Origin of the sequence: Palleronia abyssalis, from assembly GCF_900302445.1 — a bacterium.
In the GTDB taxonomy this organism is placed as follows: domain Bacteria; phylum Pseudomonadota; class Alphaproteobacteria; order Rhodobacterales; family Rhodobacteraceae; genus Palleronia; species Palleronia abyssalis.
In genome coordinates this window covers 73,540-96,504 of record NZ_ONZF01000012.1, presented here as the reverse complement: position 1 = coordinate 96,504, position 22,965 = coordinate 73,540, and the positions used below count along the sequence as shown (strand labels likewise).

At 61.3% G+C, this 22,965-nt stretch carries 18 protein-coding genes and 1 other RNA gene; 4 read left to right on the top strand and 15 right to left on the bottom strand.

Features of this window, described 5'->3' with window-relative positions; genetic code table 11:
• Positions 1 to 18: 18 nt before the first annotated feature.
• The 7 genes from PAA8504_RS18650 to PAA8504_RS18620 all read right to left on the bottom strand — a co-directional run bounded on the left by PAA8504_RS18650 (position 19) and on the right by PAA8504_RS18620 (position 7,290).
• Positions 19 to 1,134 (bottom strand): NUDIX domain-containing protein, encoded by a 1,116-nt coding sequence (locus PAA8504_RS18650; RefSeq protein WP_108895654.1) that lies wholly within the window; start codon positions 1,132 to 1,134, stop codon positions 19 to 21.
• The gene (locus tag PAA8504_RS18645; RefSeq protein ID WP_108895653.1) at positions 1,131 to 1,571 is read right to left on the bottom strand and encodes a TrgA family protein; all 441 of its coding nucleotides are present in this window, start codon (positions 1,569 to 1,571) and stop codon (positions 1,131 to 1,133) included. Before PAA8504_RS18645 ends, PAA8504_RS18650 begins: the two co-directional genes overlap by 4 nt.
• 303 nt (positions 1,572 to 1,874) lie before the next feature.
• Positions 1,875 to 2,576, bottom strand: a complete 702-nt coding sequence (locus PAA8504_RS18640; protein ID WP_245897694.1) for a L,D-transpeptidase — start codon at positions 2,574 to 2,576, stop codon at positions 1,875 to 1,877.
• Positions 2,577 to 2,616: 40 nt separating this feature from the next.
• On the bottom strand, positions 2,617 to 2,748 hold the full coding sequence (locus PAA8504_RS22705; protein WP_281259965.1) for a hypothetical protein: 132 nt from the start codon (positions 2,746 to 2,748) through the stop codon (positions 2,617 to 2,619).
• Between the two features lie 251 nt (positions 2,749 to 2,999).
• Positions 3,000 to 4,424 carry a cryptochrome/photolyase family protein gene (locus PAA8504_RS18630; RefSeq protein ID WP_108895650.1) on the bottom strand — a complete coding sequence of 475 codons (1,425 nt, stop codon included), beginning with the start codon at positions 4,422 to 4,424 and terminating at the stop codon, positions 3,000 to 3,002.
• 89 nt (positions 4,425 to 4,513) lie between these two features.
• Positions 4,514 to 6,151 (bottom strand): BCCT family transporter, encoded by a 1,638-nt coding sequence (locus PAA8504_RS18625; RefSeq protein WP_108895649.1) that lies wholly within the window; start codon positions 6,149 to 6,151, stop codon positions 4,514 to 4,516.
• 149 nt (positions 6,152 to 6,300) lie between these two features.
• On the bottom strand, positions 6,301 to 7,290 hold the full coding sequence (locus PAA8504_RS18620) for an MDR family oxidoreductase (RefSeq protein ID WP_108895648.1): 990 nt from the start codon (positions 7,288 to 7,290) through the stop codon (positions 6,301 to 6,303).
• Between the two features lie 106 nt (positions 7,291 to 7,396).
• Between PAA8504_RS18620 and ssrA the strand changes: the two genes are divergently transcribed.
• Together ssrA and PAA8504_RS18610 are read left to right on the top strand one after the other, a co-directional pair.
• Positions 7,397 to 7,746: a transfer-messenger RNA gene (gene ssrA / locus PAA8504_RS18615) on the top strand.
• Between the two features lie 63 nt (positions 7,747 to 7,809).
• Positions 7,810 to 8,298 carry an ester cyclase gene (locus tag PAA8504_RS18610; RefSeq protein ID WP_108895647.1) on the top strand — a complete coding sequence of 163 codons (489 nt, stop codon included), beginning with the start codon at positions 7,810 to 7,812 and terminating at the stop codon, positions 8,296 to 8,298.
• Here PAA8504_RS18610 and PAA8504_RS18605 read toward each other — a convergent pair.
• The 5 genes from PAA8504_RS18605 to PAA8504_RS18585 all read right to left on the bottom strand — a co-directional run bounded on the left by PAA8504_RS18605 (position 8,295) and on the right by PAA8504_RS18585 (position 14,722).
• Entirely contained in the window at positions 8,295 to 9,407 is a 1,113-nt protein-coding gene (locus PAA8504_RS18605) for an ABC transporter ATP-binding protein (protein ID WP_108895646.1), read from the bottom strand. The two genes, PAA8504_RS18610 and PAA8504_RS18605, sit on opposite strands and share 4 nt — an antisense overlap.
• Positions 9,408 to 9,423: 16 nt before the next feature.
• Complete coding sequence (locus PAA8504_RS18600; protein WP_108895645.1) at positions 9,424 to 11,082, bottom strand: alpha-amylase family glycosyl hydrolase; 1,659 nt, start codon at positions 11,080 to 11,082, stop codon at positions 9,424 to 9,426.
• A 3-nt stretch (positions 11,083 to 11,085) separates the two neighbouring features.
• Complete coding sequence (locus PAA8504_RS18595; RefSeq protein WP_108895644.1) at positions 11,086 to 12,237, bottom strand: carbohydrate ABC transporter permease; 1,152 nt, start codon at positions 12,235 to 12,237, stop codon at positions 11,086 to 11,088.
• A gap of 1 nt (position 12,238) precedes the next feature.
• The gene (locus PAA8504_RS18590; protein ID WP_108895643.1) at positions 12,239 to 13,219 is read right to left on the bottom strand and encodes a carbohydrate ABC transporter permease; all 981 of its coding nucleotides are present in this window, start codon (positions 13,217 to 13,219) and stop codon (positions 12,239 to 12,241) included.
• 150 nt (positions 13,220 to 13,369) lie between these two features.
• Positions 13,370 to 14,722 (bottom strand): ABC transporter substrate-binding protein, encoded by a 1,353-nt coding sequence (locus PAA8504_RS18585; protein WP_108895642.1) that lies wholly within the window; start codon positions 14,720 to 14,722, stop codon positions 13,370 to 13,372.
• 258 nt (positions 14,723 to 14,980) lie between these two features.
• Between PAA8504_RS18585 and PAA8504_RS18580 the strand changes: the two genes are divergently transcribed.
• Together PAA8504_RS18580 and PAA8504_RS18575 are read left to right on the top strand one after the other, a co-directional pair.
• Positions 14,981 to 16,306 (top strand): GH1 family beta-glucosidase, encoded by a 1,326-nt coding sequence (locus tag PAA8504_RS18580; protein WP_108895641.1) that lies wholly within the window; start codon positions 14,981 to 14,983, stop codon positions 16,304 to 16,306.
• Positions 16,303 to 17,256, top strand: coding sequence for a glucokinase (locus PAA8504_RS18575; RefSeq protein WP_108895640.1), 954 nt, complete (start codon positions 16,303 to 16,305; stop codon positions 17,254 to 17,256). Before PAA8504_RS18580 ends, PAA8504_RS18575 begins: the two co-directional genes overlap by 4 nt.
• A 1-nt stretch (position 17,257) precedes the next feature.
• On the opposite strand, the gene PAA8504_RS18570 is transcribed toward PAA8504_RS18575, so the two are convergent.
• From PAA8504_RS18570 to PAA8504_RS18560, 3 genes are read right to left on the bottom strand one after another with little or no spacing between them, the layout of a single operon-like run.
• A complete protein-coding gene (locus PAA8504_RS18570) occupies positions 17,258 to 18,952 on the bottom strand; it encodes an FMN-binding glutamate synthase family protein (RefSeq protein ID WP_108895639.1) in 1,695 nt (564 codons plus the stop codon).
• Between the two features lies 1 nt (position 18,953).
• Positions 18,954 to 21,317, bottom strand: coding sequence for a glucosylglycerol hydrolase (gghA, locus tag PAA8504_RS18565; protein ID WP_108895638.1), 2,364 nt, complete (start codon positions 21,315 to 21,317; stop codon positions 18,954 to 18,956).
• Positions 21,318 to 21,329: 12 nt separating this feature from the next.
• Complete coding sequence (locus PAA8504_RS18560) at positions 21,330 to 22,961, bottom strand: alpha-D-glucose phosphate-specific phosphoglucomutase (RefSeq protein WP_108895637.1); 1,632 nt, start codon at positions 22,959 to 22,961, stop codon at positions 21,330 to 21,332.
• Between the last annotated feature and the right edge of the window lie 4 nt (positions 22,962 to 22,965).

The following is a 22,965-nucleotide window of genomic DNA, read 5'->3' as shown; positions in this document are numbered from 1 at the left end:
CAAGGCGTCCCCGGCGATCTAGCGCAGTTCCCCCCGTCGCAGCGCCCGGTCGAGCCAGAGGAGCGACAAGACTAAAGGCCCAGTGGATGCCTCTCCCGTTTCGATCAGGTTCATCGCGTCGTCGAACGGCAGGATGTGGATGCGGATATCTTCCTGCTCCTGCGGGAGCCCCCCCAAGCCTTCCGCGGTGTCGGGCAGATCCGCGAGCCCGACGTAGCTGTCGACGAATTCCGTGATCGATCCGGGTGCGGGATAATAACCCGCAATCCTGAAGAGTTTGCCGATGGAAATCCCCGCTTCCTCCAGCGCTTCGCGACGGACCGCAGTTTCGGGGGTTTCGCCGGGGTCGACCCGGCCTGCTGGCGGTTCGAGCTGCCATGGATAGGGGTCGCCGCGCAGCCAGGCCCCGTAGCGGAATTGCTCGACCAGAAGCACCCTGCGCCGGCTCGGGTCGAAGGGAAGCACGCTGACCGCATCCGCGGCATGAAGGCCTGCGCGTTCCATGGGGGCGCTCATCCCGCCAGCGAAGGTCGGATGGCGCAGGTCCGTCTGTCCCACGGCGAAGAAATGGTGGTACGGCTGGCGGTGATTGAGGATTTCGACACTGTCGCGGTGGCGGGGACTTCGGACGGTGGACGGGGCCGGTGTGGCGCGGGCGCGGACCGTGGCTGCGGCCCGGACCCGGATCGTCGGCATCCGGCGGCACAGCGTCTTCGCGTCAACTTTGCCGTAGAGGGACATCGCTTCTTGCGCGGCGGTGCGGGTCAGCGGGCCGTGCAGGCGCTGCCAGTCATCCAGCAACCAGGCCGTGCCGGATCCCCGACCACCGGGGGCGCGATACAGCAGGGCCTCCACCCTGCCCTCCTCCGCTGTCTCGAGCAGGCAGGGTTCCGGGGTATAGGCAAAGGCCGCCTCGTAGAAATCGGCGCGGTCGGCGGCCTTGTCGTCCAGCGTGACGAGCACCCCTTCGACCGTAGCGCCCGCCCGCGCGACGAGGATCGGCCAATCCCCGGCTTCTGCCCGTTCGACGACGTAATCTTTCAGACGTGCTGGGCGGCCTTCCGTCTCATGTCCAACAACGATCGACCGGAGTTCGGGGTCGCACAGGGTTCCGAACAGAAAGAGGTGCTTCACCGGCGCCGTCCCGCAATGAACTCTACAAGGATGCCAATCACAACGGACCCTACCCCCAGAAGAACGAGCAAGTCTGGACGGGCCAGATAGCTGCCGACCGTGATGACTTTCTCACCCAGAACGGAAATCGCCTCGGAAGGATCGTCCAGTCGGCGGCGCAGGGCCTGAACGGCCGACTGGTGGATGGCCCAGACGAACACCGCGACCAGGCCCAGAACGACGCCTCCCGTCAGACCGTTTCCCAGGCCCGACGCGAGACCGCCGCCCGCCTTCGATCCGGTCAGTTTCCATCCGACAAGGGCGCCGATGATCGCGTTCCCCGGAGCCAGCCAGTCCGTCCGCATGGCCAGGTCCGAGGTCGCCAGGAACTGAAGCGAGATCGAAAACGCCAGAACGGCAAAGCCGAACGCGGCCAAAAGCTTGGCAAAGGTCGGCATCAGAGGGCCCTGACCGGGGGGACCCGCATGCCCACATTGGGTGTCGGCGAGTTGGCCGGGCGGTGCTCCGGTCCGATGGACGTCCCCGCTCCTCTCGCCTCCCGACGATATCGGCGCAGCCTTGAACCGGTCAAACGCGGCCAGCCGAAGCGGCTTTCGCCCTTGGTCCAATCCGGCATGGATGCTCCCTTCCTTCGAAGCCCAAGGTACAATGCGCGGTCACGGGTCGCCACGTCAAAGGCGGCGACCCCCGGTGTTTTTCGGTAAACTACGATTTTTCTTGTCGCGCTACTGTGCTGCAATTCAGTACAGCGCCGCCACTGCCCCCGGTTTCAACGATTTCAGGACGGTGACCGGGGCGTGGTGCGCCACGCGCTCGCCCAGATCGATGGCGTCCTGATCCAGAAGACGGATGCACCCCGACGAGACCGCCTTGCCCAGATATTCGGGCTCGCACCCTCCGTGAATGCGGTAGAGCGTATCGCGACCGTCCTGGAACAGATACAGGGCCCGCGCGCCAAGCGGGTTTCCCGGCCCAGGGTCCATGCCGCCGTTTGCGACCGAGTAGGGCGCCAAGTCAGGCTGACGCACGATCATCTCGTCCGGCACTTTCCAGCGCGGCCACGACCGTCGGAACTGAACGACGGCTTGGCCCGCCCAAGAAAAACCGGCGGCCCCGACGCTGACGCCGTAGCGCATCGCGCGCCGGTTCGGGATCACCAGGTGCAGCGACGCCGCATCCGGATCTACAATGATGGCCCCCTCGGGATGGTCGGGGAACGGATTGGTGACCTCCTGCCGCCACAGATGCGGGGGGACGACGCCATCGGGAACGGCCGGGACGGGATACGGCTCTCCCAGGACCGCCCCATAGCGCGCCGGCATCGGCAGCGGTGCCGGCGGCAGGGCCGGAGCGACCGCGCGGGTCGTTTCGGGTTCGGGCAACGGTCGGGCGCAAGCGGACGCGGCCGCCATTCCACCCGCCAGGAAAGAACGTCTGAGCATGGATACTCCAGTCGAAAGGGGGGAAAGAACGTGGTGGCGTTCAGTCGGCTTTCGGTGGCTCCAGCAAACCGTCGGGCGCAAAGAGATCGCCGGGACGGGATTGGGTGATCTGCATGGTTGCCGCAGACAAGGGCGTCCGGACATCAATCGCCCTCGGCAGGATGGTATCCATGCCGCACGGTCCGCTGCGCAAGGACTTTCCGTGGCACCTGCGCTCGGCCTCGGCGACTGCGCCCGCGGCAGACGCCACGACCACCGCCCTGTCTTCCGAAGCCGAAGGCATGCGATTGGCGTATGCCCCCCAGGGCAGCACTGCGAGGATCAGAGTCAGAACGGAAATCAGGCGGATCATTCTCATATGGGAAAGAACCGCATACGCGGGGGAAATGTCCATCCCCCTGGCGTTCACGGTCAGGTGGTCGGCTAGAAGTCGCGCTCGTTATAGGCCTTCAATGCACGCTCCCGCCCCTCCTTCGGGCCGACGATGGGCTGTTCGGGATAATTGTCGTCCGGCGCCATCGGCCAGCTTTTCGGGATTGCTTCGTAGAAGGCGAGAGCGGTGTCCGGCGGGTCATCCGACAGCTCGGCCAGGAACCGGGTGGCGTAGCTGCGATCCTTGTCGAACTTTTCGAGTTGTGTGACCGGATTGAAGATGCGGAAATAGGGGGCCGCGTCGGGGCCTGCCCCACTGGCCCATTGCCACCCCAGAGAGTTCGAAGCGGGATCCCAATCGACCAGCGTGTCCTCGAACCAGGCACAGCCGATTTTCCAATGTGACATCAGGTTCTTCGTCAGATAGTTGGCGACAACCATCCGGCTGCGGTTGTGCATCCGGCCCGTGACGTACAGCTCTCGCATGGCGGCGTCGACGAAGCGGATGCCGGTCCGGCCCTGCTTCCAGGCCTTCACCTCGGGCAGTTCCTCATCTTCGTTCCAAGGAAATGCATCCCATTCCCGGCGCCAGTTGTCGGTCATCAAATGCGGCGTGTGATAGACAAGGTGGTAGGCGAAGTCGCGCCAGACCAGCTCCTTCAGCCAGTCCAACGCACCGGCCTTCCCGTCCGCCTGCGCGCGCAGACCGGCATGCCAGCAGGACCGGACCGAAATCTCTCCGTATGTCAGGTTTTCCGAAAGCCCTGACGTGCCGTCGACGCCCGGGAAGTCACGCCGGTCGTCATATGCGTCGATGCGGTCGCGGACGAAGGTGGACATGCGCGCTTGCGCAGCCTCTTCCCCAAGGGTCAGATAGGGCCGGACCACGTCCGCCCCCCGATCCATTGCGTCGCCCATCCCCCAAGCCGATATATCGTCGCTGTCGGGCCATTCGTCAGGCGTGCGCAACTCGGAAGGGGCGGTCAGCGGCTCAGGCACCTGGCGGTCTTTAACAGCCCGCCAAAACGGAGTGTAGACCTTGTAGTAGCCGCCTGTTTTGGTCTCAACGCTCCAGGGCTCGAATAGGACGTGACCGGGATGGCTTCCGGCGGTCAGGCCCTGCCCTGTCAGCGCGGACTTCACGGCCTCGTCGCGTTCGATCGACGGGGGATCGTAGGCGCGGGTCCACCAGACGGTATCGGCACCGGTCTCTTCCACAAGCTGCTCCAGGACAAGGCGTGCAGTGCCCCGGCGCAGGATCAGGCGAGAGCCCAGGGACGCCAATCGCTGTGCGAAGTGCTGGACACCCAGCCCGAGGCGCCAGGTCGGGGCGGCCCGATACGTTTCGACAACTTCGTCGTGGATGAAAACGGGGATGATGGGCCGTCCGGTCTGAACGGCCCGATCCAACGCTATGTGATCGGTCAGTCGCAAATCGCGGCGGAACCAGAGGAGGATTGGGGGCTCGTCGGACATTTGACCCCTTTACCGTTCGATCTGAAAAACTCGGGACAAGACATAGCTGCGCCGCCGGTTCTTCCCCGGCGGCGCAGAAAGGGACGTGATCAGCGCGGTTCGCTTTTCAGACCTTTGTAGATCGCCCAGCACAGCACCAGCAGGATCAACGTGAAGAAGATCCCGGTGGCGTTCACCATGGCTTGCAGGGCCGTCAGGCCGCCGCCGATCAGAAGTACGATGGCGACGATACCTTCCGTAACGCACCAGAACACACGCTGTGCCGTCGGCGCCTCGGTCTTGCCGCCGGCCGTGATCGTGTCGATCACCAGCGATCCGGAGTCAGACGACGTGATGAAGAACACCAGGACCAGAATGATCGCGAGCGTCGACGAGATCGCCGTGAGCGGAAGCCCACCCAACATGGAGAACAACGCGATGGCATCATTGTAGTTGGCGATGACGTTATCGTACACGCCCGAGTCCGTTCCCATTTCGACAACCTGCGTGATGGCCGCGCCGCCGAAGGTGGCCATCCAGAAGACCGACACGAGGCTGGGGATCAGGATGACGCAGGTGATGAACTCACGCACCGTACGGCCTCGGCTGACGCGGGCGATGAACATTCCCACGAAGGGCGACCAGCTGATCCACCACGCCCAGTAGAACGAGGTCCAGCCTTCCCGATAGCTGTCATCCTCACGCCCGAACGGGTTCGAAAGTGGAACAACATCCTGGACATACGTGACCAGGCCCGATCCGAAGTCGCTGATGATCTGGAACGTCGGGCCTACCAGAAACACGAAAAGAAGAAGCAGCGCAGCGAACGCCATGTTGATGTTCGACAGCAGCTTTACCCCACCATCAAGCCCGCGCAGGACCGAGAACAGGGCGATCGCGGTCACGCCCATAATTACCAGAACCTGTGTCGTGATCGAGTTGGGAAGGCCGTAGACGTAGTTCAGGCCAGCCGTTGCCTGCTGCGCGCCAAGACCCAGCGATGTGGCCAGACCGAAGAGCGTCGCGAACACCGCAATGATGTCGATCATGTGGCCCGGCCAGCCCCAGATCTTGTCGCCGAAGATCGGGTAGAACGCCGAACGGATCGAAAGCGGAAGTTGCTTGTTATACGTGAACAGCGAAAGCGAAAGTGCGACCACCGCGTAGATCGCCCACGGGTGAAGCGCCCAGTGATAGATCGTGGCAGACAGACCATGTGCCCTAGCTTCAGCTATCTGCTCGGGGTTCAGTGTTCCATCCTGGAACGGCCCTTCCAGTCCCAGCGGGCCGGAGACCTGCATGTGATACACCGGCTCGAGCACGCCGAAGAACATCAGGCCAATGCCCATGCCCGCAGCAAACAACATCGCGAACCAGGACATATACGTATAATCGGGTGTCGCGTCCGACCCGCCCAGGCGAACCCGTCCAAGTGGCGAGAAAGCTATGACGAGGCAGAAGATGACGAAGACATTGGCCGCCAAAAGGAAGAACCAGTCGAACGTTTTCGTCACAAAATTGAAGAGCCAGTTGAAGACCGCGGATGCCTGATCCTGAAAGATCAGGGTCAACAGGACGAACGCCACGATCGTCAATGACGAGATCATGAATACAGGATTGTGGATATCGAATTTCAGGGGACCGACCGCGCCCTGCACGTTGTCCTGCCCGACTGTGAAATCGGTTTCGATCGTATTCACATCCCCGTCCGGTGTGGGGATGTCTAGTCCGGATGATTCGTCACTCATATTGCAAGTTCCCTCACTGTTCGGAGGCCGCAGTTCGGTGGCGGCGAAAGGCGCTTCTTAACCCGGCGCTTACGAAATCGTAACCTAGATGCGCAAAATTCATAGCCCAGTGGCACAATCCGCATACTGGCGGTCAGGGACCAAGAGTGTCAGCCTTTGATCGAGACCAGGACCCTGCCTTTCACCTGCCCCTTCAGGATCTTGGCTCCAAGGTCGGGCAGGTCCTCCAATGTTGCGGGCTCAAGCATTGCTTCGACCTTGTCCATCGGAAGATCGGTCGCAATGCAACGCCATGCCTTGAGGCGATTTTCATAGGGCTGCATCACGCTGTCGATACCCAACAGGTTCACGCCGCGCAGAAGAAACGGAATCACCTTCGCGGGCAGGTCGGCCCCGCCGGCCAGGCCGACTGCCGCCGCCGACCCGCCATATACTAACTGGCCCAGGATACGGGCCAGCATCGGACCGCCTACCGCGTCGACGCATCCCTGCCAGCGTTCACTCTCCAAGGGGCGTTTCGTCGTCTCAACAAGTTCGTCGCGGGGCACGATTTCATCCGCACCCAGGTCACGCAGGTATGCCTCATTCTCCGGGCGGCCCGTCACCGCAGCAACCTTGTAACCCAGATTGTGCAAGATCGCGACAGCGACCGAGCCGACACCCCCCGAAGCGCCGGTGACAAGCACGGGTTCGGGGCGATCGGGGGACATTCCGTGATCTTCCAGAGCGATGATGGCCAGCATGGCGGTGAACCCGGCCGTTCCGACTGCCATGGCCTGCCGGGTCGTCAAGCCGTCGGGCAAGGGAACCAGCCATTCCGCCTTCACCCGGGCCTTTTCAGCGTAGCCACCCCAATGGGCTTCGCCGACGCGCCACCCAGTTAGAATGACCTTGTCGCCAGGCTTGTAGCATTCGTGCTCCGACGCCGAGACGGTGCCCGCGAAGTCGATGCCGGGAACGTGCGGATAGTTTCGGACAAGCCCGCCGCCGGGACCGAGGCACAAACCGTCCTTGTAGTTCAGGGTAGAATACTCGACATCCACGGTTACATCGGCATCGGGCAACCGGGCTTCGTCGACATCCTGAACCCCGGCATGGGTCTTCCCGTCGTCATCCTTCTCCACGACCAACGCTTTCATGGCACTCTCCCTCGCTACGCCACTGGCAAGCGTAGCCTAGGCATTCGGCAAATCCATGCCAAAGGTGGCCCAAAGCCGTCCCCGGCGCCGTTCGCCGCGTGAAATGCGGGTTGAAAGTCGGTACGTTGCCGCCCATATTCATGATGTCTCGAAAGGGACTATGGACATAAACGCGCATGTAATAAGCGGATCGGACCCGGGGGCGGTACCCGGCGGCTCCACCAAAATCACCTTCATTGGGGTGCATGGGGCCGAAATAGGATCGACGGACGTCTAAAGATGTTGCTTTGTCTCGGTGAGGTACCACCGTTATCGGTCCGGAAAAGTACAATTGCCAATGACAATCGTGCTCCGGTCGCCGTTGCTGCGTAAGCAGTAACAAGACCGAAATTGAAGCCCTTGCGTCTAGCAACGTAAGGCGGGGTTCGCAGGCACCTGGCAACAGAAGCCTGCACTTCTTTACTCATCCTTAAGTTGCGAATGCCTACCGTTACCCATGGTTAATCGGAAGGTTTCGGAATGAACACGCGTGCTTTCGTGGAAAACGTTTTCCGCGCGATCTGGGTCACTGCCGATCTCGAAGCGCTACCCGGCTTCTTCGCCAAGGAGGCCCAGGTCAAGGGCATCGCGCCCGAACTCGAGCTGACACCGGAGGATATGGTGACGCTCGTCAACTCCGTGCGGATGCACCTTTCAGACCTTCAGGTCGAGGTCGTCACCGTTCTGGAAGTCGATGACTGGATCTCCGCCCTGGTCGTTTGCCACGGCTCGGCAAAGGCCAACGGGGAACCGGTGGAGATCAGCGGACAGACGATGATGCGGATCTGTAACGGCAGGGTTGCCGAAGCCTACAACCACTATGACGCCCTCGGGTTCTTCAGCCAGGTCGGTGGGCTTCCCTCGAACGCGCTCGAATGTCTTCTGGGCGGAGCAACACTGACGCATCCCACAAATGACAAGCATTGCGCCACGAACAAAGCCGACACTGTGCGAACCGAATCCGCCTAGCGGTACAGGATCGACGTTCCGTTGCGGAAAACATGGACTTTCGACGGTTCAGCCGTCAGCCGAACCTCTTGCCCGCGCAGGTTCTGGTGGACGCCCTGCAACTTCGCGATCACCGCGGCGTCCCCCTTCTCCATCTCTTCCATCGAGGCCTCGCCGGTCTCAAAGTAAAGCAAAGTCACCTCGCCAAGCGCTTCGGTGATATCCACCTTTCCCTCGAAAATGTAATCTCCCTCCTCCGCGGCGACGAAATCCTCGGGGCGAACTCCGATCTTGACTTGAGCGCCCTGATCCTCGGGCGTGGTTGGATACTCCGAAACGGCCCGGCCGCCTTCATCCATCTCAATGACAGTGCGATCTCCGGTCTCCACGATCTTTCCGGGCAGCAGGTTCATCGCGGGCGATCCGATGAATTGCGCGACAAACTCGTTCTGGGGCTTTTGATACAGTTCGAGGGGGGTTCCGACCTGGCTGATCCCACCACCGGCCAGGACCACGATCCGCGTGGCAAGCGTCATGGCCTCGACCTGGTCGTGGGTCACGTAGACCATCGTCGAATCCGGCATCTGTTCCTTGAGCTGCGCGATCTCGATCCGTGTCGCGACGCGCAAGGCAGCATCCAGGTTCGAGAGCGGTTCGTCGAACAGGTAGACCTTCGGATCCCGGACGATGGCCCGGCCGATCGCAACCCGCTGGCGCTGCCCCCCCGACAAGGCTTTCGGCAGACGATCTAGGTATGGATCGAGCTGCAGGATCCGGGCCGCGTTCGACACCCTCTGCTCGATCTCGTCTTTCGACTTCTTGGCGATCTTGAGCGCGAAGGCCATGTTGTCGCGCACCGTCATATGCGGATAAAGTGCATAGCTTTGGAACACCATCGCGATACCACGTTGCGAGGGTGGGACGTTGTTCACGACCTGGCCATCGATTTCCAGCGTCCCCGCGGTGATCCTTTCAAGGCCCGCGATCATGCGCAGCAAGGTGGATTTGCCGCACCCCGATGGCCCGACGAAGACAACGAGTTCACCCTGTTCGATATCGAGGTTGATGTGTTCGAGCACGGTCACGTTGCCGTACGCCTTCTTCACATCCGTCAGCTTCAGATCGGCCATGGTTTTCCTCCCCGGTTCATCCCGTCGCCGAAATGGCGAATGCCCCCTGATAGGGGCCTATCTCGAATTGCCGCCCGGATAGGACGGCCTGGAACGGCGCATCGTCGCGTGGGACCCAATCGCCCTCGGGCAACGGGATCACGCACGGCACGTCCAAAAGATTGTAGGCGACGAAGACACGCAGGTCCTCGAATTGGCGGATCATGACGAGGCGTTCGTCATTGGCCTCGAGGATCTCGAGATCGCCCTTCGAAAGCGCTTTGATCGTTCTTCGAAACCCGATGAATGCGCGATAAAAGGTCAAGGTCGAGCCCAGATCACGCTCCTGCACGGAAACGGCGCGGTCCAGATGTTCCACGGCCACGGGCAACCAGGGCCGGACGTCGGTGAACCCGCCAAAATGTTCTTGCGTCCAAGGCATAGGCGTGCGGCAACCATCGCGGCCCTTGTATTTTGGCCAAAACCGCTTGCCGTACGGATCCTGCAGATCCTCATAAGGAACGTAAGCCTCGGTCAAGCCAAGCTCTTCTCCTTGATAAAGACAGACGGTTCCCTTCAGCGTCATCAGGATCGCGGCATAAAGCTTGCGCTGCGCTTCATTCAGATCGAAGCGCGAGGCATAGCGTTCCACGTCGTGGTTCGAGAACGCCCAGCAGGCCCATCCTTCGGTCACGATCCGATCAAACCGTTCAAGCACCTCCTTGATACGAGAGCCCGACGGAAATGCCGTGGCGAGGAAATCGAAGTCATACGCCATGTGCAACCGCCCGTTCGACGTATAGTCGCGCTGGGTTTGCATCCCCCGTTGGCTTTCCCCGATCTCGCCGACGCTGGTGATACCGGGGTACTCGTCCATGACCTCGCGAAGGTTTTGAAGAAATACTAGGTTCTCAGGCTGGGTCTTGTCGTAAAGATGGTCTTGGAAGTTGTAGGGGTTCACAGACGGGGCCGTGTTGTCGTTTCGGTCCCCCGCGGGCAATGGGGGGTTATCCCTCAACTCTCTGTCGTGGAAATAGAAATTCACGACATCCAGTCGAAACCCGTCGACGCCCTTGTCAAGCCAGAACCGAACGATATCGAAGAGTTCGGCTTGAACCTCCGGGTTGTGGAAATTCAAGTCAGGCTGTTCGATCAGGAAGTTGTGCAGGTAATACTGCATCCGCTCGCCTTCCCATTCCCATGCAGAACCGCCGAAAATGGAAAGCCAGTTGTTCGGCGGGCTGCCATCGGGCTTCGGATCGGCCCAGACATACCAATCCGCCTTTGGATTGTCGCGGCTGTGCCGGCTTTCCTTGAACCAGCGGTGGTCCTCCGAGGTGTGGCTCATCACCAAGTCGATCAGCACCCGTATTCCGAGCTGGTGCGCCCGGTGGATCAGCGCCTCGAAATCCCCCATCGATCCGAACAACGGGTCCACATCCCGGAACGAAGAAACATCGTAACCGAAATCGAGCATGGGCGACCGGAAAAATGGCGATACCCAGATGGCGTCCACCCCAAGCCGTTTCAGGTAGTCCATCCGGTGGATAATGCCCGATAGGTCACCCACCCCATCGTCGTTCGAATCCTGAAAGGATCGGGGATAGATCTGATAGATGATAGCACCGCGCCACCAATCCGGGTCCGACGATCCGGCCGCGCCCGGGCGGCGCGAAGAAGCTTCGACGAATGCCATGTGTTACTTGACCGAACCGGCAAGAAGTCCGCGGACCAGAAACCGTTGCATCGAAAAGAACACCACCAGCGGGACGGCGATCGACACGAAGGCTGCCGTCGCGAGAATGCCCCAATCGCCGCCCCGGCTGCCCAGCAGGTCGTCCGCAATCTTGACGGTCATCACCTTGGACGCGTCGTCGGACGGAAGGAAGACCTTCGCGACCAGCAGGTCGTTCCAAGTCCACAGGAACTGGAAAATCGAGAACGCGGCTAGCGCCGGTAGCGACAAGGGCAGGACGATCCTTAGGAAAAGCTCGAAATCCGTGGCGCCGTCCACTTTTGCGCTTTCGATAATATCGCGCGGCAATCCCGCCATGTAGTTTCGCAGTAGGTAAACGGCCAACGGCATTCCGAATGCTGTATGTGCGAACCAGATGCCGATGAAGCTTTGCCCGATGCCAATACTGTTGTGCAGGTTCAGCATCGGAACAAGGGCAAGCTGGAGCGGGACGACCAGAAGGCCAACAACAACGGCAATCAGGACACCGCGCCCGGGAAAATCCATCCACGCCAGCGCATAGGCTGCAAAGGCCGCCACAAGGATCGGGATGATGGTCGCGGGGATCGTCACCGTCAGCGTGTTGATGAACGCCCGATCCATGTTGTCCGCCGTCAGCACCTGTTCGTAATTCTCTGTCGTGAAGTTCGGCGGGCTTTCGGCAGCGAAATAGACACGCTGGCCACGATCACCCGGGTCCTCGGGCGTGCGCCATTCGTAGGTGCCGTCGGTATTCACCACCAGCGTTTCGCCATCACCGATCTCGACCCGCTCGCCCGCCGGAAACTCGCCCGGCGCGCGCCCGGAGGTTCCGAACGCGACGATCTCGCCTCCCCCGCCGGGGAAATAGCTTCGGGCTTCGGGGTCATCATAAATGTTGCCGGTAATCACATAGACATCGCCGTCTTGCACGGCGTCGGCCGCAGTCCGGCCCCGCGCGGTCAGCTCGACCGCAAATGGGGCCTCCCACCAACCGGACTCAGAGATCTGGTCGCGATCCCGGAAGGACGACACGAACAGACCGATCGTCGGGATCAGCCACAACAAGACAAGGAACAGCACCGAAAGGTGCGTCGCCCACATCAACGAAGATTTCGTTCCGGCGATATTATCCATCTTACCGCATCTCCTTCCGGGCTTCCCGAATGTTCCAAATCATCACCGGCAGCACCACGATCATGATGACGAAGGCAATTGCGGTCGCCCGGCCGTCGTCGCGGAACATGAAGTCCATCATGTAACTCGGGAGGATCTCGGTCCCGAAATTTCCGCCGGTCATGGTATAGACAATATCGAAGACCTTCAGGACGAGGATCGTGATCGTCGTCCAAACAACCACGATAGTCGCCATGATCTGCGGCACCTTGATCTTGAAGAAAAGCTGCCAGGGATTGGCCCCGTCCAGAATGGCGGCTTCGATGGTCTCTTCGGGGATACCACGCAAGGCCGCCGACAGGATGACCATTGCGAACCCCGTCTGGATCCAGATCAGGATGACCATGAGAAACAGGTTGTTCCAAAATGGGATTTGCATCACGTCGATCGGGTTTTCGAAACCTAACATTGCCCGGATCGCATTGATCAAGCCGATATCGGCATCGTTGGCATAAACGAATTTCCAGATCAGCGAAGCGCCGACAAAGCTGATCGCCATAGGCATGAAGATCAGCGACTTCGCCAGGTTTCCCCAGCTGAGGTTATCGGTCAGCTGCGCAACGACCAGACCGATAAAGGTGGACGCCGCGGGGACGATGATAACCCACAGGAAATTGTTGAAAAATGATGTCTGGAAATCCGAAGACCCGAAAAGGGAAATGTAATTCCCAAGCCCCACGAACTCATTCGGATTACGCCCGTAGAGTGAGCGGACGAACGAGCCCACGACGGGGTAAACCAGATACAGGCCCAGGACGAACATGGCGGGGAACAGAAACAACCACGGCCTTACAGCATTCGCGCGATTGATGTTGCGCCCGATATTCTCGCCCTTGGCCGGGAAGATGAAACGGTCGAGTATCAGGTTCGAAAGGTAGAAATAGCCGACGCAGCCTCCAACCCCGATCAGGATCGTGATAAGACCTTGCAGGATAACCGGCATAGTCTTCCTCCCTGGTTTATTGTCGCGACATTTAGGCGGTCGCTGTTGGAGGAGGATGCGCCGACTCAGGCTCTCTTGGCAACACCTGGTTCTTTTGGAGGCCCACGCAGGAGGTCGGGCGCGCCAACTTTGGCGCGCCCTGTCGCTCGATCAGTTCTGAAGGGCGTCCCAACGGCTCTGGATCGCCTCGCCGGTCGCCTGGGCGTCCTGGCTACCGGTCGTGAACTCAACCATCTGGGTCCAGAATGCGCCCGCGCCGATCTCGCCCGGCATCAGGTCGGATGCGTCGAAACGGAACGTTGTGGCATTCAGCAGGATGTCGTTCAGCGCGCGTTGGCTATCAGAGGGAAACACATCCTGGCTGATCCCCGTATGCGGGGTCAGCAAGCCGCCCTGCGCCGCCCAGATTTCGTGGGCCAGTGGGGTCTGGAGGAAGTCGATGAAGCCACGGGTCGCTTCGCTGTCTTCGGTGATAGCAAACATGGTGCCACCGCCTAGAACGGGCTGGCCGAGATCGCCGGATTCAGGCGCCGGGAAGTAGAAGAAATCGACATCCTCGCCGACAACAGTGCCTTCCGGGAAGAAGGTGGGGATGAACGTTGCCTGCTTGTGCATGTAGCATTCCGGAGGGAACTGGAACAGGCCCGATGGCGAGTCGCGGAAGTCGGTCGTGGCCGCGGCTTCGCGCCCGCCGCTGACATAGCCGTCCTGCAGGAACCAACCGTATTCGCCGATCGCGTTGACAACTTCCTCGGACGAGAAATCCAGCTCGTTGGAAACCCAGGCGTCGTACTGTTCGGGGCTGACGGTCCGCAGCATCAAATCCTCGACCCAGTCGGTCGCGGGCCATCCGGTTGCGGCGCCCGATCCCAAACCGATGCACCAAGGCGTTTCGCCTTCGTCGGCGATGGTTTGGGTCAGCTCCTTTAGCTCTTCATAAGTTTCGGGAACTTCCAAGCCTAGCTCCTCGAACTGCTCGGGCACGTACCAGACCAACGATTTCACGTCGATCTTGTAGGGGAAGGCGAACAGTCGGTCTTCGCCGCCTTCGCCTTCGAACGTTGCAAGGTCGACCCAGCTGTCGCCGGCGGCGTAGTTTTCGCGGATCCACTCGGCCGTTTCATCCTCGAGCGGGGTGACGGCGCCGCGCGAGGCCAGATCGCTCAGCAGACCCGGCTGCGGGAACACTGCGATGTTCGGGGCCGAGTTCGCCTCTGTCGAGATGACGATGTCCTGCTCGAAGCTGTCGCTGCCCGAGTAATTGACGGACGCGCCGGTCGCATCTTCGAAATAGGCGATCACGGAATTGACCAGCTCGGCGTCCGCGCCGGTCCAAGGGCCCGTGATGTCGATCGACTCGCCGGAGAAATCGTTGTTGGACGCGAACTCTTCCAGGCTGTCCCAGCTGAATGCGCCCTCGCCCTTCTCGAAGACCAAGTCCTGCGCGTGTGCGATCCCGCTCGAAAGCGCAAGGATCGCGGCGCCCGCATAAAATTTTGTCATGGTGGTCATTTATCTCTCCCTTTTTCTTCTGTTGTGGCGCGCCTTTGTCCGGCTGATCCCGACGAGCGGGGCCGGCTGGCCCTCCCGCGCCGTGTCGGTTTCGCCATTTCTGAAGCTTAGGCGCCAATCGGGCGAGAGCAACAAAGATTAAATTCTTGTTTTCAGAGGCTTGCGATTGCGGCGCTGCAGAAGACGGTGTTTTTGACCCCGGCCGGACAGGCGCCTATGTTGACTGCGACACATAGCACGGATGCACAAATGCTCACTCACACCCGGTCTGACTTTCCTGACGATTTCCTCTTCGGCGCGGCGACGTCATCTTATCAGATCGAAGGGCATGCCCAAGGCGGCGCGGGGCAGACCCATTGGGACGATTTTGCCGCAACCCCGGGCAACGTGATAGGTGCCGCGAACGGGGACATCGCGTGCGATCACCTCAACCGATGGCCCGAAGATCTGGATCTTCTGCGCGACGGGAATTTCGACGTCTATCGTTTCTCGACCTCTTGGGCGCGGGTCATTCCGGACGGCACTGGCGCCGTGAATGCCGAAGGTCTGGACTTCTACGACAAGCTTGTCGACGGCCTTCTAGAGCGCGGGTTGAAGCCGGCCGTGACCCTCTATCACTGGGAACTTCCCTCGCCTCTCGCGGATGCCGGGGGGTGGCGCAACCGCGAGATTGCGGATCATTTCGCGCGCTTTACCGAAGTCGTCATGTCGCGGATCGGCGATCGCGTTTGGTCGGCCGCCCCAATAAACGAGCCTTGGTGCGTCGGTTTCATGTCGCATTTCCTGGGCAACCACGCGCCGGGCTTGCGCGACATCCGGGCCACGGCCCGGGCGATGCACCATGTCTGCCTGGCGCATGGCCGATCGATCGAGGTGATGCGCGGGCTTGGGGTGAAGAACCTCGGCGCGGTCTGCAACTTCGAATATGCCACCCCGGCCGACAGCAGCCCCGAAGCGCACAAGGCCGCGACGCTTTACGACGGCTACTATAACCGGTTCTTCATCGGCGCCTTCATGAACCGTCGCTACCCCGACGACGTGCTGGAGGGGCTGGGGCCCCATATGCCGAAGAACTGGCAGGACGATATGGACCTGATTGGCCAGCCGCTGGACTGGATGGGCCTGAATTACTACACCCGCAAGATCATCAGCCCCTCGGGTGGCCCCTGGCCGTCGCACGAAGCCGTGGAAGGATCTCTGCCGAAAACGCAGCTCGGGTGGGAGATCTTTCCCGAAGGGCTGCATTCCTTTCTGAAACGAGTGCATGACGGCTATACGCGCGGGCTTCCGCTTTACGTTACCGAAAACGGGATGGCCTGGAACGACACCCTGTCGGGCGGAGAGGTGAAAGATGCCAAGCGGGTCGCCTATATCGACGCGCATATCAGTCAGGTCAAACGCGCTGTCGACGAGGGTATCCCGGTCAAGGGCTATTTCACCTGGTCGCTTTTGGACAATTACGAGTGGAACGAGGGCTACGCACCGCGCTTCGGCATCGTCCATGTCGACTACAGCACCCAGGCGCGAACCCCGAAGGCCTCTTACTTGGCGCTTCAGGAAGCCCTTCGCAGATGAGCGCGATCAGTCTCGTTTCCGATGTGGGGGGCACGAACACCCGCGTAGCCCTAGCGAAAGACGGTCAGGTCGACCCGGCAACGACGGCCCGGTTTCGAAACCGCGACCATTCTGGCCTTGGCGACATCTTCCGCACCTACCTTGCGGCCCGGGAAGTAGCCTGCGACGGGGCGTGTATCGCCGTGGCAGGCCCGGTCATGGATGGTGTTGGCCGCCTTACGAATTTGGACTGGGCCTTCGACCGTGATCAGCTTTCGGCCGCCACCGGGGCGAAGACGACCGCCATTCTGAACGACCTTCAGGCACAGGGCCACGCGATACCATTCCTACCCGAAACCAGTTTGACGCGCATCCTTCCAGGTCCTTTGGGTGACGACCACAACGCAAAGTTGGTGATCGGGGTGGGGACCGGGTTCAACGCGGTGCCCGTCTTCCAAACGGACATGGGCCGCTTCGTCCCCCCTTGCGAAAGCGGGCATACCTCGTTCCCGGTCCTCACCGACGACGACATGTCGCTGGCCCGCTATGTCTCAAGCCATCACGGGTTTCCCGGGGTCGAGGATGTGCTGTCCGGGCGCGGGATTGAACGGATCTATGCCTGGGCGTCAGGAACCGAGGCGCAGAAGACCTCCGCCGGCATCATGGCCGCAATAGCCGCCGACGCAGATCCAGCCGCCCGCAAGACTGCGGACGCGTTCTGCAGGGCATTGGGCCGTGTCGCCGGGGACTTGGCCCTGACCCACCTGCCTTTCGGGGGCGTGTATCTCGTGGGCGGGATGGCCGGTGCGATGCGGCCCTACCTTGGGCGTTATGGCTTCGACGAGGCGTTCCGCGGCAAAGGCCGTTTCTCGACCTTCATGGACCGCTTCGCCGTCTGGTTCGTCGAGGATGATCTTGCCGCCCTTTCCGGGTGCGCCCACCATATATGGGGGCTTCTCGACAACCGTTGAATTACTCTGCCGCCTCGGCCGGAGTTCCGGCATCCGCCTTCGTTTGGGTACGTCCATCCGGTTCGGGGGGTTTGAAGCTCTGGGCGCCCGCACGGTTCCAGCGACGGCGGAACACCTCGTCATCGAACCCGACGTCGCGGACAAGGAAGCCCATAGGTAGGTATGTCCAGACATCCGATGCTTCGACCATGTCGCCGTCTCCTTCCCGCTTCATGAAATGATACGGAAGGAAATCCCGCGGGTCATCTAGGCCCGCAGCCCCTGTCATTTCCGCAAGGGCACGCATGGTGTTGCGATGAAAGTTCGCCACTCGTACCGATTTTTCCGGCACGACCAAAGCGCGTTGGCGCAGCGGATCCTGCGTCGTCACTCCGGTCGGGCAGTGGTTCGTGTGGCAGGCTTGGGCCTGGATACACCCGACCGAGAACATGAATCCCCGTGCGGAATTGCACCAGTCCGCACCCATCGCGAAGGCACGGGCAATGTCATAGGCATGGATCAGCTTGCCGCTTGCCCCGATCCGGATGCGGTCGCGGATGTCGGCACCGCGCAGCACGTTGTGAACAAACGAAAGACCTTCGGTCAGCGGCATGCCAACGTGGTTGGCAAACTCCATCGGAGCCGCCCCCGTACCGCCTTCAGTGCCGTCGACGACGATGAAGTCGGGATAGATTCCGGTCTGAATCATCGCTTTCACGATGCACATGAACTCACGCCGGTGGCCGATGCACAGTTTGAAGCCGATCGGCTTACCGCCCGAAAGCTCACGCAGTCGTCCGATGAACTCACACATCTCGATAGGGGTCGAAAATTCCGCATGTCCGGCGGGGGATACGCAGTCGACCTCTCTTGGCACACCGCGCGCCTCGGCGATTTCCTCGGTGATCTTGGCAGCGGGCAGCATGCCCCCATGGCCAGGCTTGGCCCCCTGGCTCAGCTTCAGCTCCACCATTTTGATCTGGGGATCCTCGATCTGCGCCAGGAACTTGTCGGGATCGAAGCGCCCGGTCTCGTTGTTCCGGCATCCGAAATAGCCCGACCCGATCTCCCAGATCAGATCGCCGCCATGCCGATGATACTTCGAGATCCCCCCTTCCCCGGTATCCTGCGCGAAACCGCCCATCCGCGCGCCTTTATTGATGGCCTCGATCGCGGCGCCCGAGAGCGACCCGAAGGACATGGCCGAGACGTTGTAGAGCGAGGCGTCATAGGGCTGCTTGCAATCCGGACCGCCGATCCGGACGCGAAAGTCGTTGCGATCCAGATGCGTGGGGGCGATCGAGTGGGTCATCCACGAATAGCCGCCTTCATAGACTTTCTGTTTGGTGCCGAACGGGCGCGCACCTTCTTCGTTCTTGGCGCGCTGATAGACGATCGAGCGATCCTCACGGCTGAATGGCTCTTCGTCCTGATCGCCCTCCAGGAAGTACTGGCGAATTTCCGGCCGGATCTTCTCGAAAAAAAAGCGGATGTGGCCCAGAACCGGGTAGTTTCGGAGGATCGCATGATGGGTTTGGATCACGTCGTGCACCCCGAGCGCCGAAAGCGCGACGAAGACCGCCGTGAAGAACCACCACCATCCACCATCGAAGGCAGCCGCGACTGCGCATAACACGGCAACTATCACAACGGCCGCGAAGCCGGCGAAGCGATTGACAGGTCCTATACGTTCGTCTGGGCCGAAACGTTTCAACATCCTAGGTCCTTTCGAACACCAGCCCCATGGAGTCGCGCAGCACGATCGGCCCGGAAATATAATCCTCTCCGATCCCGGGCGTGCGCAGAACGCACCGCCATCCGGTCCCCTTCAGCCCAGGGATGGGCAGCCGAAGCGGATCGAAATCCGACGTTGCCCCGCCTTCCATATGGGTGATGGTGAACACCTCCTTGTCCGGGCCCTTGCGATAGCTGGTGAACACCGTTCGCCCGTCCACCGGCTGCATGTAATCAAAATAGTCTTCGGGCCCGAGGTTACCACGAAGCCATGGATTCGCGCGCCGATAGTTCCGCAAGTCCAGCATGAACCGAGTTTGCACTGGGTTAAGAGCGGAGGTGGAATTCGCGACGTTGCAGTAATCATGCATGTCGTCCATCCAGGCCCGTGCGATGATCTTCAGATCACGTACCGTGAAGCGACCCGGACCGGCCAGCGGCGGCTCGACCCCGTTCAGAAGCTTCGCGATATGGTCGAGGTCGTATTCCGTCACCTCGACCAGGGCGGGGAGGAATTCGAAGAACCGCTTGAGTTCCTCGCGCGTCTCGAACCCCAGATCCTTCAGCCGGCGAAAGTTGCCGGGCACCGAATAGCGGTATTCGTCAACCTGCCATTTCAGGCTGATCGCTTCCTCGGCCACGACCTTGACGCCATACTTGTCGTCCTGGTTGCGAATGAACCCCCAATTCGCCCGTGCGGTGGCGTTCAGGAAGTCCATGGGTACGCCAGGGAAGGCCGCATAGGTCAGCATCGACACCGCTGGGTTGTCGTATGCCTTCTCGAGGATTTCCATCCGTGTCTCGCCAAGGCGGGTGTTGATGTTCAATTTGGGGTTCACCTGCGTCCCGCGGCGCAGCGTGTCGTGGTTCGCCGTGCCCGAAATCCAGTTGGCGCCGCGATCCAGCATCTCCTTGATGCGCCACCATTTCGACAGCCAATAGCCGTAGATGAACGGAGTGTTGTGTGCGAAGGTAAGTGGCCCCCACTGGAACACGTCCTCGTCCGCGTGCTGCTCGATCACCGCGCGGTAGGTCGAGCTTAGCTCCCAATCCTCTTGGGGCCAGGGGCGGCCGTCTTCGAAGACGAACCAAGGGCGATAGTCGGTCCCGGCCACGTTCTGAACGATGTCCGACATCAGATTCAGATACTCGTCGTCGTGCTGCATTTCCTGCGACTGCGGATCCCACCATTTGAAATCCTGCGCGCCGTCCACACGAACGCCGTCCGCCCCGAAATCGACTTTCCGGCGCTGCATCTCGAGAAGAATTGCCCGCACGGCCGGGTTCTTGTAGTCTAGGTTCTGGCCATACATGTTCGGCCCGGCGAAATAGTGGCTGTTCAGCGCCCCCAAGCCTTGGTTGTCCGCGTGCCCGAACACCACGTCGAACACCAGCATCTTGGGCTTGTTCGGGAAATTGTGCAGCGCAGCCGCAAGATCCGCTAATTCATCGGGCCGACCGGATTCCAGAAGGACCGGGTTCACCGTCGCCATGCCGGAAATCACGATGTCATAGCCCCAGTTCGTCGTATCGGGGCGGATCAGTTCGACCTCGATCCGGCTGTCTTCGACAGGGCGTTCCTGCCAGAAATCCGGGCCGGTCTCGTAGACGGTCGTCGGCTCGACCGGCAGAAGCTGCACCGCGTCGTACCCCAGATAGATTTCGTCGGACGGGTCCTTCGGAAGATCCCCACGAAGGCGTTCGGCAAGGCGTTCGAACTGCCGGGTCAGGCTGGCCAGCGTGCCACCCGCCGTGGCGGTTGGGACGTGGATCTGCAGGATATTCGTGGGGGGGCCGAACTTGTGCGGCGCATCGTCCTTCAGGCCGTGCCAATAGTCCTTGTCGCGCCGCTCGGCCTGAAGGCGATCCAGGTCGTAAAGTTCGGCCGGTGCCAGCGCCCCGAACGGCAACGAGGAGGCCAGCGGATCGAGAATGCGGTGCCACTCGTCCTGCTGGTCGCGCCAGACCAGCGCATAGAAATCGCCGCCTTCGTTGCGGGTGCCGGCCCGCATCCCGGTCGCGGCAGCGAAGGTATGCGCCTCGTACCGTGCGACGGGCAAGTAGATGCGTTCGAAAGGCACCGTCTGGTGCGCCCGCGTCAGATCCAATGGACCGGTCGGCGACAACACCTCGAGGAAGACATCGCTGTCGGGGATCCGCGCATCCTGAAGCTCGGGTGTCCAGAAGCCGAAGGTCGCGTGATCGCCGTCGATCTGGCCGCCCATGCGACGGGCCAGAAGCTGGTGCGCCTCGAACGCGGTTTCGGCGGTGGTCAGGGTCTTGCGGCAGAAATCGGCAAGACCCGCCGCCTTGTCCATATCGGCGGCGACACGGTCTTTCAGTGGCATTCTAGTCCTTTCTCAGGCGCGCACGTCCGGTTCGGTGCGTCCCGTGTGATGTTCGATCCCGGCGATCTCGTGCGCGGCGGCACTGACATCCTTCAGCGCGTCCTGCACATCGGTGTCGAAGGTCGCCGGATCCTCGCTGCGATCCTCGAGATAGACGCGCAAGGTAGCGCCGGTCGTTCCGGTGCCGGACAGCCGCAGCACGATACGCGCGCCGCCGTCCAGATAGATACGGATGCCCTGCGCCGTCGCGACCGAGCCATCCACCGGGTCGGTATAAGAGAACTCGTCGGCAGCTTCCACCGCTCGGCCCGAAACTGTGGTACCGGGCAGGTCAGCGAGTTTGACGCGCAAATCGTCCATGAGGGCATTCGCACGCTCGGTCTCGATCCCCTCGAAATCATGGCGCGAATAGAAATTGCGGCCATAGGTACGCCAGTGATCCTGCATCAGCTCGACCACGCCTTTGCCGGACTTGGCGAGGATGTTAAGCCAAAGAAGCACCGCCCAAAGCCCGTCCTTTTCGCGAACATGATCGCTTCCGGTGCCGGCACTTTCCTCACCGCAAAGACGCACGCGCCCGTCATCAAGCAGGTTGCCGAAGAACTTCCACCCGGTCGGTGTCTCGAAGGAGTCGAGGCCCTGGCGTTCTGCAACAATATCCACCGCCCGACTGGTCGGCATGGACCGGGCGACCCCCTTGATCCCGCCCTTATAGGCCGGCGCGGCTTCGGCGTTCGCGGCAAGAACCGCAAGACTGTCCGACGGCGCGACGTACATGCCGGGCCCCATGATCATGTTGCGGTCCCCGTCCCCGTCGCTGGCCGCGCCGAAATCGGGGGCGTCAGCGCCGTGCATCACCTCCATCAGCTCTTTTGCCCAGACCGGGTTGGGGTCGGGATGGCCGCCCGCGAAATCCGGTTGGGGCACCGCGTTCATGACACTTCCCTCCGCCGCGCCGAGACGTCGTTCGAGGATCTCTTTCGCATAGGGGCCCGTCACGGCGTGCATGGCGTCGAAGCAAAGCCGAAACCCGCCCGAGATCATCGCGCGGATCGCATCGAAGTCGAACAGCTCTTCCATGAGCTCGGCATAGTCGGCGACGGGATCGACAACCTCGACCGTCATGCCGCCCAGGTCGTGGCTGCCCGGCGCCGCCAAGTCGAGGTCCTGCGCCTCGAGGATGTGATATTTCCGGATCGTCTTCGTCGCCTCGAAGATGCGGTTGGTCACCTCCTCGGGTGCGGGGCCGCCGTTGGGGTTGTTGAACTTCACCCCGAAATCCTCGTCCGGGCCGCCGGGATTGTGGCTGGCCGACAAGATGATGCCGCCATCCGTACCCTGCTTGCGGATCAGGTTCGATGCGGCCGGCGTGGAAAGAAGCGCCCCCTGCCCCACGATCACCTTCGCCGCCCCCGAAGCCGCCGCCATCCGCAGGATCACCTGCGCGGCGCGGTCGCTGAAGTACCGGCCGTCGCCGCCAAGGACGAGGGTCTTGCCTTCGACGCCACCGATCCCTTCCCAGATGCTCTGGACGAAATTCTCAAGGTAATGGGGCTGCATGAAGACCTTCGTCTTCTTGCGCAGACCGCTGGTCCCGGGTTTCTGCCCCTCGATGGGCTGGGTGTCGATCGTGAGGCGTTCCATATCG

Bases quoted from the DNA above. Each gene is read 5' to 3' on its own strand.
- PAA8504_RS18645 (WP_108895653.1), bottom strand. From the start codon at position 1,571: ATGCCGACCTTTGCCAAGCTTTTGGCCGCGTTCGGCTTTGCCGTTCTG.
- PAA8504_RS18630 (WP_108895650.1), bottom strand. From the start codon at position 4,424: ATGTCCGACGAGCCCCCAATCCTCCTCTGGTTCCGCCGCGATTTGCGA.
- PAA8504_RS18625 (WP_108895649.1), bottom strand. From the start codon at position 6,151: ATGAGTGACGAATCATCCGGACTAGACATCCCCACACCGGACGGGGAT.
- PAA8504_RS18580 (WP_108895641.1), top strand. From the start codon at position 14,981: ATGCTCACTCACACCCGGTCTGACTTTCCTGACGATTTCCTCTTCGGC.
- PAA8504_RS18590 (WP_108895643.1), bottom strand. From the start codon at position 13,219: ATGCCGGTTATCCTGCAAGGTCTTATCACGATCCTGATCGGGGTTGGA.
- PAA8504_RS18640 (WP_245897694.1), bottom strand. From the start codon at position 2,576: ATGCTCAGACGTTCTTTCCTGGCGGGTGGAATGGCGGCCGCGTCCGCT.
- PAA8504_RS18575 (WP_108895640.1), top strand. From the start codon at position 16,303: ATGAGCGCGATCAGTCTCGTTTCCGATGTGGGGGGCACGAACACCCGC.
- PAA8504_RS18585 (WP_108895642.1), bottom strand. From the start codon at position 14,722: ATGACAAAATTTTATGCGGGCGCCGCGATCCTTGCGCTTTCGAGCGGG.
- gghA (WP_108895638.1), bottom strand. From the start codon at position 21,317: ATGCCACTGAAAGACCGTGTCGCCGCCGATATGGACAAGGCGGCGGGT.
- PAA8504_RS18605 (WP_108895646.1), bottom strand. From the start codon at position 9,407: ATGGCCGATCTGAAGCTGACGGATGTGAAGAAGGCGTACGGCAACGTG.
- PAA8504_RS18560 (WP_108895637.1), bottom strand. From the start codon at position 22,961: ATGGAACGCCTCACGATCGACACCCAGCCCATCGAGGGGCAGAAACCC.
- PAA8504_RS18620 (WP_108895648.1), bottom strand. From the start codon at position 7,290: ATGAAAGCGTTGGTCGTGGAGAAGGATGACGACGGGAAGACCCATGCC.
- PAA8504_RS18570 (WP_108895639.1), bottom strand. From the start codon at position 18,952: ATGTTGAAACGTTTCGGCCCAGACGAACGTATAGGACCTGTCAATCGC.
- PAA8504_RS22705 (WP_281259965.1), bottom strand. From the start codon at position 2,748: ATGGATACCATCCTGCCGAGGGCGATTGATGTCCGGACGCCCTTGTCT.
- PAA8504_RS18600 (WP_108895645.1), bottom strand. From the start codon at position 11,082: ATGGCATTCGTCGAAGCTTCTTCGCGCCGCCCGGGCGCGGCCGGATCG.
- PAA8504_RS18595 (WP_108895644.1), bottom strand. From the start codon at position 12,237: ATGGATAATATCGCCGGAACGAAATCTTCGTTGATGTGGGCGACGCAC.
- PAA8504_RS18610 (WP_108895647.1), top strand. From the start codon at position 7,810: ATGAACACGCGTGCTTTCGTGGAAAACGTTTTCCGCGCGATCTGGGTC.